Annotated in this window: 7 protein-coding genes; 6 read left to right on the top strand and 1 reads right to left on the bottom strand. The window is 67.5% G+C overall.

Annotated elements, in window-relative coordinates; translation table 11 throughout:
• Nucleotides 1–8: 8 nt before the first annotated feature.
• Nucleotides 9–860, top strand: a complete 852-nt coding sequence (locus tag E4P09_RS22970) for a hypothetical protein (RefSeq protein WP_137391991.1) — start codon at nt 9–11, stop codon at nt 858–860.
• 50 nt (nt 861–910) lie between these two features.
• Here E4P09_RS22970 and E4P09_RS22965 read toward each other — a convergent pair whose 3' ends face one another.
• Nucleotides 911–1,915 (bottom strand): threonine ammonia-lyase, encoded by a 1,005-nt coding sequence (locus E4P09_RS22965; RefSeq protein WP_137391990.1) that lies wholly within the window; start codon nt 1,913–1,915, stop codon nt 911–913.
• A gap of 87 nt (nt 1,916–2,002) precedes the next feature.
• On the opposite strand from E4P09_RS22965, the gene E4P09_RS22960 reads away from it, so the two are divergent.
• The 5 genes from E4P09_RS22960 (at nt 2,003) to E4P09_RS22940 (ending at nt 11,887) form a co-directional block, all read left to right on the top strand.
• Nucleotides 2,003–2,416: a DUF2852 domain-containing protein gene (locus tag E4P09_RS22960; protein ID WP_137391989.1), complete on the top strand. Its 414-nt coding sequence runs from the start codon at nt 2,003–2,005 to the stop codon at nt 2,414–2,416.
• A 274-nt stretch (nt 2,417–2,690) separates the two neighbouring features.
• Complete coding sequence (locus E4P09_RS22955) at nt 2,691–5,018, top strand: acyl-CoA dehydrogenase (RefSeq protein WP_137391988.1); 2,328 nt, start codon at nt 2,691–2,693, stop codon at nt 5,016–5,018.
• Nucleotides 4,984–6,489 carry an acetyl-CoA C-acetyltransferase gene (locus tag E4P09_RS22950; protein ID WP_137391987.1) on the top strand — a complete coding sequence of 502 codons (1,506 nt, stop codon included), beginning with the start codon at nt 4,984–4,986 and terminating at the stop codon, nt 6,487–6,489. The genes E4P09_RS22955 and E4P09_RS22950 overlap by 35 nt, the downstream gene beginning before the upstream one ends.
• Nucleotides 6,490–6,493: 4 nt before the next feature.
• Entirely contained in the window at nt 6,494–8,620 is a 2,127-nt protein-coding gene (locus tag E4P09_RS22945) for a 3-hydroxyacyl-CoA dehydrogenase NAD-binding domain-containing protein (protein WP_338049021.1), read from the top strand.
• 138 nt (nt 8,621–8,758) lie between these two features.
• Nucleotides 8,759–11,887, top strand: a complete 3,129-nt coding sequence (locus E4P09_RS22940) for a peptidoglycan-binding protein (protein ID WP_170984594.1) — start codon at nt 8,759–8,761, stop codon at nt 11,885–11,887.
• Nucleotides 11,888–12,048: the final 161 nt, after the last annotated feature.

The following is a 12,048-nucleotide window of genomic DNA, read 5'->3' as shown; positions in this document are numbered from 1 at the left end:
GTTCGAGTATGAGCGATGGCCGCAGACTGACGCCGGTTCGCGAGGAAGACTACGAGCTGATCGAACAGGCGGTCATGGAAACCCCACGCGGCCGCTGGTTCCTGGCCGAATATGCCAGGCGCAATCGCGCGGCGGACACCCGCATCCTGCTCGATGCGATCAAACGGCTGGAACGGGTGGTCAGCGCGCAGACCGTCGAGTTCGTGCCCTCGCTCGAGAGCTCCAACGCGGTTCATAAGATCCGCGGCCTCCTGCGGGATGCGCTGAGCGACGTCACCGCCATCCTGGCGAGCACCGGCAGCGAGGCCGACCGTATCGAGGCCCGCAGCGACGCATTCCGCTCCATCGACAGCCGCTTGAGCCGGCAGAGCGCCGATCTGGACGAGCTGATCCTGATCTTGCGCAGCGCTCACAACGATATCGCCACGGAGACGTCCAGCCCCGAAACACGCCGGCGGCTGGCGCGAGCGGTCGAAAAGCTGGCCAAGCTGTCGAAGAACCACCACGGCGTGGCGCTGGCAGTCCGCCGCGGCCTGACCCTCCTGCGCACCCTGGACCAGGCCCTCGCGGACGAACGCAGCCGTACCGGCACTCCATCCATGGCCAGCAAGGCGGAAATACTGCCGCCCGATCGTCGGCCCGCGGGGCAGGCTGCCGTTTCGGGAAATGCCGAGCCGAGCGCCCGCCCGTCCCAGCCCGCCGCAGACAAGGCGGAAACGAAAGGAGGCGAAGATGGTGGCGCGCAGGGCCGCATCGTCATCGTGCGCAAGCCCAGCGCCGCGCTGACGCCCCTCCCCGACTTCGCCGAGGAGGCGCCCGAGAGCCCATCCGAGACGGATGACGTTGGGGAAGACCGCTAAGCCGGCACATGAGGTCTAGGGCCACGCGACAGACGCCTGCCTCCTTGGCGTTAGAGAGAGCCGCCCGCGGCCAGAGCCTCCGCAAAGCTGCGGCGGTCGACATTGCCGCCCGAGGCCACAACAACCACGGTTTCACCCGCAGCGATGTCGAGCTTGCCCGTAAGCACTGCCGCAAGCGCCACCGCTCCGCCCGGCTCGATCACCAGCTTGAGGACATCGAAGGCGACCGCCATGGCATCGCGCACTTCGTCGTCCGAGACCACCAGACCGCCGGCCAGCCGCGGCTGGTTGATGGCGAAGGTCAGCACGCCCGGGGACCGGGCCATGAGCGCGTCGCAGATCGACCCGCTCAGCGCCGCGTTCTGTTCCCGGCGGCCCGCGGCCAGTGAGCGGGCATGGTCGTCGAATTGAGCCGGCTCGGCCGTCCACAGCTTGGTGCCGCGCGACAGCTGCTCCATGGCGAGCGCGATGCCGGCGATCAGGCCGCCGCCGCTGACCGGCGCCACGAGATGATCGATCGCCAACTCCGCCGCCTTGGCCTGTTCCGCGACCTCCAGGCCCGCGGTGCCCTGGCCCGCGATGATGGCTGGGTCGTCATAGGGCGGCACGATCACCGCCTTGCGGTCGTGCGCTATTCGGGCGGCGATCACCTCGCGATCTTCTTTCGCCCGGTCGAACGTCACGACCTCCGCGCCGTAGCCGGCAGTGTTGCGCAATTTTATTTGCGGGGAATCAGCCGGCATCACCACGACAGCCGGAAGGCCGCAGAGGGCGGCTGCGGCGGCCACGCCCTGGCCGTGATTGCCCGAGGAATAGGCGACAACCCCGCCGGGGTTCTGCGCGCGGTCGATCTGTGAAATGCGGTTGAAGGCGCCGCGGAACTTGAACGAGCCGGTACGCTGCAGAGTCTCGGCCTTGATGCGCAGCCTGAAGCCGAGCTTGTCGTCGAGGCTGGGCGTGCCCAGGAGCGGCGTTCGCACCGCACGCCCGCGCAGGCGCCGTGCTGCCGCCGCAACGTCCTCATATCTCGGCAGCTGAACCTCTTCGATACTCATCCTCTCGCCTCCAGGTCTTCCCGCTATCACCTTGAAGGGGCGCATTTACCCACCATATACCACCATGCCTAGCATGGAGGGTTCTCGATGACACTCACGAAGACGACCGGCCGCCGGTGGACCCCACTGAGCGTCGCCACGCTGGTCCTCGGTTTCATGGTGTGGTGGCCGATCGGCTTGGCGGTTCTCGCCTATATCCTCTGGGGTGGCCAGATCGATGACGATTTCCGGAGGCTGCGCGACCGTTTGAGCGAGCGCAATGGCTCGAACCACCGCTTCGGCTTCAGCCGGACCTGGTGCTCCGGCATGCACATGCATACCAGCACAGGCAATGCCGCCTTCGACAAGTATAAGCGCGAGACGCTGCGGCGGCTCGAGGAAGAGCAGCGCGCGTTCAGCGACTATGTGGAGCGGCTGCGCGCCGCCCGCGACCAGGAGGAGTTCGATCGGTTCATGGCCGAGCGCCGTCAGGTCGCGCCGGAAGGCCCGAGCGTCTCCTGAAGCCTGAAGCACGAACGTCTATCGACCAGCCCGCGCTGTCCATGCGCGGGCTTTTCCTTTTGCAACAACTGATTAAACATCGACATGGCCGCTGCTGGGATCTGTCAGCAAGAGATGTTCAGATACTGCCCGGCCGGCCAGTATGGGATCGGCTCTAAGCTGCTGATATCCTAGCACCTCCGGCTGAGCCGATTGTGCCCCTCATCTGACTTGTGGTTCAATGCACCGGCCTGATGCCCAGTGGTTCGATACCCCCTTCGAGGAATGACCGGACATGGCGATAGACCTTGCGACATTCCGGCAAGAGCGGATCTCGCGCCCGGTGCTGGAGCGGGTGCGCCGCATCCTGCCCTCCATGTCCGACACCGAGCGCGAGGCGCTGGAGGCCGGCACCGTATGGTGGGATGCCGAGCTCATGAGCGGCTCGCCGGATTTCGACCGGCTGCTGGCGACGCCGGCGCCCAAGCTCACGGCCGAAGAACAGACCTTTCTCGACGGCCCGGTGGAAGAGCTCTGCGGCATGATCGACGATTGGCAGATCTGCTTCATCGAGCGTGATGTGCCGGCGCATATCTGGGACTTCATCAAGGCGCACAAGTTCCTGGGGATGATCATCCCGAAGGCGTACGGGGGTCTCGGCTTCTCGGCCACGGCGCATTCGGCCGTGGTGATGAAACTTGCCTCCCGCTCCGCCTCCGCTGCCGTCTCGGTCATCGTGCCCAACTCGCTCGGACCGGGCGAATTGCTGGTGCATTACGGCACGGATGAACAGAAGAATTATTACCTGCCGCGGCTTGCGGATGGGCGGGAGATCCCCGCCTTCGGGCTCACCAGCGTCGATGCAGGGTCGGATGCCGCCGCCATGACCGACACCGGCGTGGTCGCCTATGGTGAATGGAAGGGCGAGCGGGTGCTCGGCATGCGGCTCAACTGGGCCAAGCGCTACATCTCCTTAGGGCCGATCTGCACGGTGCTTGGCCTGGCCTTCAAGCTGCGCGACCCCGAGCACCTTCTGGGCGAGAGGGAGGATCTCGGCATCACGCTCGCGCTCGTTCCCACCGATACGCCGGGTGTGGAAATCGGCCGCCGCCATTATCCGGCCATGCAGGTCTTCGCCAATGGCCCGAACTGGGGACGCGACGTGTTCCTGCCGCTGGATGCGATCATCGGCGGGGCAGATCGCATCGGCCAGGGCTGGCGCATGCTGACGGCGGCGCTCGCCGCCGGCCGCGGCATCTCCCTGCCCTCGCTCTCCACCAGCGGCATGAAGCTCAGCGTGCGCACCAGCGGTGCCTATGCACGCATCCGCGAGCAGTTCAACCTGCCGGTCGGCAAGTTCGAGGGCGTGCAGGAGGTGCTCGCCCGCATGGCTGCCACCACCTACAAGATCGATTCGGGCCGGCGCTTGACCCTGGCGGCCCTGGATATGGGGGAGAAGCCGGCGGTCATCTCCGGACTCCTGAAATATCACGCGACCGAGGCGCTGCGGCGCGTGGTGGATGATGCGCTCGACATCCATGGCGGCCGCGGCATTTGTGACGGCCCCAACAATTATCTCGGCAATCTCTATCGGGCGGTGCCGATCGGCATCACCGTGGAAGGCGCCAATATCCTCACGCGCTCGCTGATCATTTTCGGCCAGGGCTCGATCCGTTGCCATCCCTTCCTCCTGCGCGAGATGGCGGCTGCCCATAACCCGAACCAGGACCAAGGTCTCAGCGACTTCGATAAGGCACTGTTTGCGCATCTCGGCCACGTCACCAAGAACAAGATGCGTGCCCTTGTGCGCGGCCTGAGCCTCGGGCGCATCGGCCCCTCGCCGGTGCATGACGAGACCGCCCGCTATTTCCGCGGCATTGCGCAGCTGTCCGCGGCGCTCGCCCTGGTCACCGACGCCACGCTGGCCACCTTGGGCGGCGCGCTCAAGCGGCGTGAAATGATTTCGGCGCGGCTGGGGGACGTACTGTCCGAGCTCTATTTCGTATCGGCCATCCTCAAGCGCTGGCGCGATGACGGCCGGCCGCGGGAGGACCTGCCGCTGGTCCATTGGGCCGCGCAGTCCTCGTTGCACGTGGCCGAGCAGCGCCTGAAGGATGCGCTGGACAACCTGCCGAGCCGGGCGCTCGCCCTCTCGCTCAAGGCGATCATCCGGCCGCTGGGCGCGCTCTACCCCGCCCCGTCCGACGGGCTAACGCGCGATGTTGCGGACCTGGTGATCCAACCGGGGCCGGTGCGCGACCGGCTGACCGCAGGCATCTATATCGGCAGCGACGAGACGCCGCTTGGCCGGCTGGAACAGGCCTTCCTTGCAGTGGCGCGGCTCGAGCCGGTGCGGCTCAGGCTGCGTCAGGCGAAGCTGCGCGATCTCGATGCGGCGGTGGCCCAGGGGGTGATCAGCGCCGATGAAGCGCAAGACTTGCGGCGCACGAACGACATGGTGCATGCGGTGCTCGAAGTCGACCATTTCACGTTGGATGAGATCAAGGGCCTGAGTAGCGGCGGCCCTGCAGCCCGGAAGGGCGAGGCAAAGCCAGCCACATCGACGCCGCACCCTGGCGAGTTCCTCGATGCCGGCACCGAGATCCATCCGGGACTCACATAGGGAGGCCACCATCACCACCGATACGATCCGCGACGAGGTGAAACCGGTCGCGACTGATGATCGGGCGACGGTAGAACCGCCCCAGGCGGAGCCGGCCACGCCTGCGCCAGCAGCGGCTCCGCCCGAGCCTGCGACTGCCATACCGGCCACCCCGCCCCAGGTGCTGCGCCGCGCTGCAGCCGGTGCCGGAAGGCGCCGGGTTTACCTGGTCGACGGCGCGCGGACGCCCTATCTCAAGGCGCGCACCGGGCCTGGCCCGTTCACGCCGGTGGATCTCGCGGTGCAGGCCGGCCGGCTGCTGCTCGCCCGCCAGCCCTTTCCGTCCGATGGTTTCGACGAGGTGATCCTGGGCTGCGTAAACGTGCATCCGGACGAGGTCAATCCCGGTCGGGTCGCCGCGCTACGCCTGGGCTGCGGCATCGAGATGCCCGGCTGGACCGTGCAGCGCAATTGCGCCTCGGGCATGCAGTCGATCGATACCGCCTTCAAATACATTGCCGCGGGGGATGGCGACCTGATCCTCGCCGGCGGGGCAGAGGCGCTGAGCCACGCGCCCCTGCTCTACAAGGAGGAGGCGGTCCGCTGGTTCGGCGGGCTCAATGCCGCCAAGGGGCTTGGCGGCAAGCTCGCCCAGATCAGCAAGTTCCGGCCCGGCTACCTCAGTCCGTCCATCGGCATCTTGCGGGGCCTGACCGACCCGGTGGTGAAGCTCAACATGGGCCAGACCGCCGAGCGGCTAGCGCACCAGTTCGGCATCAGCCGCGAACAGGCCGATGCCTATGCGCTGGAAAGCCACCAGCGGCTCGCCCGGGCACGGCAGGAAGGCTGGCTGACAGAGGTTATGCCCGTGATTGCGCCGGATGGCACGGTCTATGATCATGATGACGGCGTGCGGCCGGAGAACACGCTGGAACAGCTGGCCAGCCTCAAGCCGGTGTTCGAGCGTCCTTTCGGCAAGGTGACGGCCGGCAATTCCTCCCAGATCACCGATGGCGCGAGCTGGACGATCGTCGCCTCCGAAGCGGCTGTCGAGAAATATGGGCTCAAGCCCATGGCCCGCATTGTCGATTGCGTGTGGTCGGCGCTCGATCCGTCGGTGATGGGCCTTGGCCCTGTGCTCAGTGCCACCGCACTGCTCCAACGCAACGGCCTCAAGCGCGAGGACATCGGCGCCTGGGAACTGAACGAGGCCTTTGCCGCCCAGGTGCTCGCCTGCCTCGCCGCCTGGCGGGACAAGGGGTTCTGCCGCGATATTCTCGGACTGGATCAGCCCTTCGGTGCAATCGACCGCGCCATTCTGAACGTGGATGGCGGCGCCATCAGCCTCGGCCATCCGGTGGGCAGCAGCGGCAACCGCATCACCCTGCATCTCGCTCATGTGATGCGCAGGCTCGGCGCCCGGCTGGGGGTTGCCACCGAATGCGTCGGCGGCGGCCTCGGCGGCGCCATGCTGCTCGAGCTGACGGAGTAGACAGATGCGCATGATCGATCCCGTCCGCCACGCCGCCCTGGAGCAGCTGACCGAGGAACGCTTGACGCTGGGGCACCCGGCCGCCGGGCAACCCGCGGCGGCCGAGCCCTACCGGCATTGGCGCTGGTATATGGGCGATGCCCGTCTCGCCTGGGTCATCTTCGACAAGCAGGGCGCCAGCACCAACACGCTTTCCGCCGACGTGATGACCGAGCTCGACCGACTGATCAGCGAGGTGGAGACGGCAGCGCCCCGGGCCCTGGTGCTGCGGTCCGCCAAGCCCAACGGCTTTGCCGCCGGCGCCGAGATCGGCGACTTCCGCAGCATGGTGGTGGAAGCCGACGTCCGTAACCTGGTGAGCCAGGGCGTGGCGGTGCTCGACCGGCTGGCGAAGTTCAGGGCGCCGACCATTGCCGTCGTGCACGGATTCTGCCTGGGCGGCGGCCTCGAACTTGCTCTTGCGTGCCGCATCCGTATCGCGCGCGATGATACGCGGCTCGGCTTTCCCGAGATCCTGCTCGGCCTGCATCCCGGCCTGTCCGGGACATGGCGGTCGCTCGACATTGCTGCCGACCCGATCGAGGCGATGACCTTGATGCTCACCGGGCGCACGCTGGACGCGCGCCGGGCCAAGCGCATGAACCTGGTCGACGTGGTGGTGCCCGAGCGCCATATCGCGACTGCGGTGCAATGGGCGGCGGACGGTAAGCTCGAGCTTTCCCGCAAGCGCTCCGCCAAGGCCCTCGCGATGCGCCTACCCCCGGCACGGGCGCTGATTGCCACCCGCATGGCGGCGGAAGCGGAGAAGCGCGCGCCCCGCAAGCACTATCCCGCGCCCTATGCGCTGATCGACCTCTGGCGCGAGCATGGCGGCAGCGCGGCGGCCATGCGCCCGGCCGAGACCGAGAGCTTCGCCCGGCTGATTACCGGCGAGACTGCGCAGAACCTGATTCGCGTGTTCTTCCTGCGCGAGCGGCTCAAGGCCTATGGCAAGGGCGAGGCGCGCAAAATCGGGCATGTGCATGTGATTGGCGCCGGGATCATGGGCGGCGACATCGCCGCCTGGTGCGTGGCCCGCGGCCTCCGCGTGACGCTGCAGGACCAGAGCTATGCCCTGATCGGGCCGGCGGTGAAACGGGCAAGCGAACTTTTCGGCCGGCGCGGCAGCGAGATAGAGCGGCGCAGTGCGCTCGACCGCCTCATTCCGGACCCCGAGGGCATCGGGCTTGCCCGGGCCGATCTCGTCATCGAAGCCGTGCCGGAGAAGCCCGAGATCAAGCAGGCGGTCTATGCGCAGGCGGAGCGGCGGATGCGGCCGGATGCGATCTTGGCCACCAACACCTCCAGCTTGCGGCTGGAGACGCTGCGGGAGGGCCTGGCCCACCCCGAGCGCTTCGTCGGCATCCATTTCTTCAACCCGGTGGCCAAGATGCCGCTGGTCGAGGTCGTCACCCATGACCGGCTCGATCCTGCAGTGAAGAGCGCGGCGCTCGCCTTCGTCAACGCGCTTGACAAGCTGCCGCTGCCGGTGAAGTCGGCGCCGGGCTTCCTCGTCAACCGGACGCTCACCCCCTACATGCTGGAGGCGCTGCTCGCCTATGACGAGGGCATCAAGCCCGAGCTCATCGATGCGGTGGCGGTGGATTTCGGCATGCCCATGGGCCCGCTGGAGCTTGCCGATACGGTCGGCCTCGATGTGGCGCAGCACGTGGCCCAGACCATGAAGGCCGCGGTGGGTGGTGCCACCCCGGAACTGCCGGACTGGTTCACCAAGCTGGTGGCGGAAGGCAAGCTCGGCCGCAAGACCGGCCAGGGCCTTTACAAGTGGGTCGACGGCAAGCCGCAAAAGGCCAAGGTCGATAGCAAGCCCGACCTTTTCCTAGAGGACCGTCTCATTCTGCCGCTGGTGAACGCGGCCGTCAGCTGCGTGCGCGAGGGAGTGGTGGAAGATACGGATGCGGCCGATGCCGGGGTGATCTTCGGCACCGGGTTTGCGCCGTTTCGCGGCGGTCCTATCCACTATGCCCGGCGCCGCGGCGTGGAGCGGGTCGTCTCGGTTCTGGAGGAGCTGGCCGATCAGCACGGATCGCGATTTGCGCCTGACCCCGGCTGGCGGGACATCGAGCCGTGATTGGCGTGGTGCTCTGAGGTCCGCGCCTGATTTCTGCCGTTTCTCTCATGTGGTGTAGCGGTTGACGATTGACGCGGCCCATGACCAATGGCTGCGTGCACAGGGTTGCAGGACCGTTTGGTTGGGAAGCGTGAGCGTATGACCAGATCAGGCTTTGGGCGGGGCCTCTCTTTTGCCTTGGCGCTGGCGACCGCGGCCGGCCTCTTCGCCCCGGCGCAGGCGCAGGAGGTGAAGCCGCCGGTGAGCGCTGACGGCGCGCTCGTCATTTCGGGCTTTTCAGGCACGTCGTCTCGAGGCGGGGGTCTGTTCCGGTCCACGCCGAGCCTCGATGAGACCATGATCGACCTCGATGGCGGCTCGCTCAAGGTGTTCAATGTGGCCAATGCGGGCGGCGCGCCCGACGCGCAGCTGCTGCGTGGGGCGCCAATCCTGTCGGTGCCGGCGCGGCGGATCGGCCAGGTGTTCGGCATTGCCCTGGACGACGCGGAAGCGCCGAACATCTATGCCGCCGCCAGCTCGGCCTTCGGCCTGCAGCTGATCCGAAAGCCGGCAGACGGCGAGGCGATCCGTATCAAGACCGGTGAGGCGGATGCGGCCTGGATGCCCGGCCAGTTCGGTGAGGGTGGCGGTCCGGGCAGCATCTGGCGCATCGACGGACGCACCGGCGCGGTCACCCTCTTCGCGACCATCGGCGACAGCGATGCGGCCAATAGCGGCCCAGGGCTCGGCGATATCGCCTTCGATCCCGACCATCAGCAGTTCTTCGTCTCCGATTTCGATACCGGCCTCATCCATGCGCTCGATATCTCGGGTAAGCATCTCGGCCGTTTCGACCACGGGGTGGACGGCCGCAAGGCCGCGGACCTCGCGCCCGTGCCGGATGATGGTAAGCGCGCCGACATCACCTCTGCCGCCTTTGACAGTGAGGACCCGGAGAGCTGGGGCCTCACCCCGGTCGAGCGCCGCATCTGGGGCCTCGCCTACACCCGTGGCCGTCTCTATTACGCGGTATGGGGTGGGTCGGAGATCTGGTCGGTGGGCATCACAGACAGCGGTGCCTTCGCCAATGACGCGCGGCGGGAGATCACCCTGTCGCCCGAACCAAAGCCCTATCCCGTGGCGAGCCTTGCCTTCGACGGGGAGGGCCGGCTCTACGCCGCTCAGCGAGGCGAGATCCGCTCGCGCTACGATTACGGCACCTTCGCCCTGCCCCGCCGGTCACGGGTCCTGCGCTTCACCCCTGCGGCGGATGGCGCGTGGTCGCCTGATCCGCTCGAATATGCAGTCGGCTTTCCCGCCACCCATCAGAACGCGGCCGGCGGTGTCGCGCTCGGCTATGGCTATGACCGCGACGGCAAGCTGGATACCCAATCGTGCTGGGGCACCCTGTGGGTCACCGGCGACAGCCTGCGGGAGAGCAGCCGGGATGCGGAGCGCCTGAGCCGAGGCGGTCCGCTCGTGGTGCACGGCGCGCAGGGCCTGCCACTCGCGCTGACCCGCGCCGACAACCTGCCCCCGTTCAAGAGCTATTACCTCGACTATGACGACCGCTTCGAAGACCCGAATGTCGCCGGCCATGTGGGCGATATCGCCGCCGTGCAGAACTGTGCCGGCAGCCGCGCGGTGGCGGCGGCCGAGAGCGGGGAAGCCGGCGCCGACTCCGGCACGGGAGCGTCGCAGAACGAGCAGGCATCGCCGGGGCAGCAGGCCGGGCCAGCTGAGGGAGGAGCGGTCGATCAGTTCGGCAATCCGGTCCGACTGCCCGAGGCGGGAGAGCAGCCGGAGACGCCCAGCGCTTCACCGCAGCAGGGAACGGATGTGACCGACCCCGGGGCCAGCACCGAACCCTCGCAGCAAGCGGCCCCAGGCCAAGTGGCGCTGCCGGCACCCTACGACCTCAGCATCGCGGTGCGCGGCGGCGTGGAGCGCTGTGCTCCGACTTACGGCTGCCCATTCACCATCATCGTGACCAATAACGGCCCCGGCCCTTACCGCGGACCGATTACCATCGCCGAGGAGGTGGACACCGCGGTCGCCAATCTCGCGGACTGGTCGCCACGCAGCTGGTCGTGCCAGAGACGGGCGACGACTTTCGCCTGCACACGCCCTAATGTTTCGCTCGAGCCTGGTGCCAGCGTATCGCTGCGCGTCGATTTCGTACCGTGGCGAGTGCCAGCCGTTCGCGTGCAGAACTGTGCTCGGCTGTCCTGGTCGGACGGCATGCTGAGGGCCCGCAACAGCCTCGTGCAGGAGAGCCTGGCCAAGCTCGGCTACGACGTCGGACCGGTGGATGGGCTTGCGGGCCCCAAGACCCGCGAGGCTCTTCGCGCTTTTGCCGCCGATGAGGGCCGCCGCGGCGGCGGTGAGATCGACGACGCTCTGCTCTCGGATCTGTTCGGACAATGGGGCAACGGCGACTTGCGATCGTCAGGCGATCGCGACTGCGCGAGCATCCCTCTGCGGCGGGCAGGCAGAGCGCTGAGCGCCGCCCCGGACTGCAACGCATCCAGCCTGCTGATCGAGGGCCGCTGCGTACCTCTGCAGACGATGTGCAGCGGCGGCCGTCAGTTCGATGCGGGTGAGAACCGTTGTGCCTGCCCGAGCGACGCCCCGCTTTGGGACGTGACGCAGGGCCGTTGCTCCCCTTATCAGCCGCGCCTGCGTATGAGCCGTGGAGGCGCCGACGGCAGCGCCCCATCGGAACCGACCCAGGCAGAGCCTGAGCCCTCCGCGCCAGAGCCGGCGCCCCCCGCCGAGCCTGAGCCCTCCGCCGAGCCCACGCCCTCGACCGAGCCCGCGCCCCCCGCGCCAGAGCCGGACGCCGCACCGCAACCAGAGCCGGATGCCGCAACTCCACCCCCATCCTCTTCGGCCCAACCCGCCGTGCCGGGCGATGGCGGACCTGCACCCAGTCAGCCGAGGAGCGAGCCTGCGCCCACGGCGATCGTCTGCCCTGGCGATCAGCGATGGGATGCGGAGTCCAAGCAATGCAAATGTCCGGCTGAGCGCCCGATCTGGGACAAGATCTCCAGCTCTTGCATCGCATCGCCGGGCACGACCTCACCGCGCCAAGATGGGGAGGACGAGAGCGATTCGCCCCCTCGCACGAGCGAACCGCGGGCAGCGACGCCGCGGCAAAGCGAGCCGCCCAAGCCACAACTGCAGATTTGCAGCGGTGGTCGCGTGTGGAGTGCGGAGAAGATCGCCTGTGTCTGTCCTCCCGACAAGCCGAACTGGAGCGAGGCTGACGCAGGCTGCACGCCTTAGGCTGTAGAGAGGCATTCAGCCTGCACTACAGCACCACGGGATAGCGCGATTTTTTTTGGCTCCCCAATGCTCGCGGCCCTAACCTGAGTCGGCCCCATCCTCCCTTGCTGCACGCTAGAACGGCAGGCGCATCCTCTTCGTTACCGTTGCTTCAGGTTGCA

It is taken from the genome of Rhodoligotrophos defluvii, assembly GCF_005281615.1.
GTDB lineage: Bacteria > Pseudomonadota > Alphaproteobacteria > Rhizobiales > Im1 > Rhodoligotrophos > Rhodoligotrophos defluvii.
The sequence above is the reverse complement of the archived record's forward strand: the minus strand, read 5'-3'. Positions and strand labels throughout refer to the sequence as shown.

Bases quoted from the DNA above. Each gene is read 5' to 3' on its own strand.
- E4P09_RS22970 (WP_137391991.1), top strand. From the start codon at position 9: ATGAGCGATGGCCGCAGACTGACGCCGGTTCGCGAGGAAGACTACGAG.
- E4P09_RS22965 (WP_137391990.1), bottom strand. From the start codon at position 1,915: ATGAGTATCGAAGAGGTTCAGCTGCCGAGATATGAGGACGTTGCGGCG.
- E4P09_RS22940 (WP_170984594.1), top strand. From the start codon at position 8,759: ATGACCAGATCAGGCTTTGGGCGGGGCCTCTCTTTTGCCTTGGCGCTG.
- E4P09_RS22950 (WP_137391987.1), top strand. From the start codon at position 4,984: ATGCCGGCACCGAGATCCATCCGGGACTCACATAGGGAGGCCACCATC.
- E4P09_RS22945 (WP_338049021.1), top strand. From the start codon at position 6,494: ATGCGCATGATCGATCCCGTCCGCCACGCCGCCCTGGAGCAGCTGACC.
- E4P09_RS22955 (WP_137391988.1), top strand. From the start codon at position 2,691: ATGGCGATAGACCTTGCGACATTCCGGCAAGAGCGGATCTCGCGCCCG.
- E4P09_RS22960 (WP_137391989.1), top strand. From the start codon at position 2,003: ATGACACTCACGAAGACGACCGGCCGCCGGTGGACCCCACTGAGCGTC.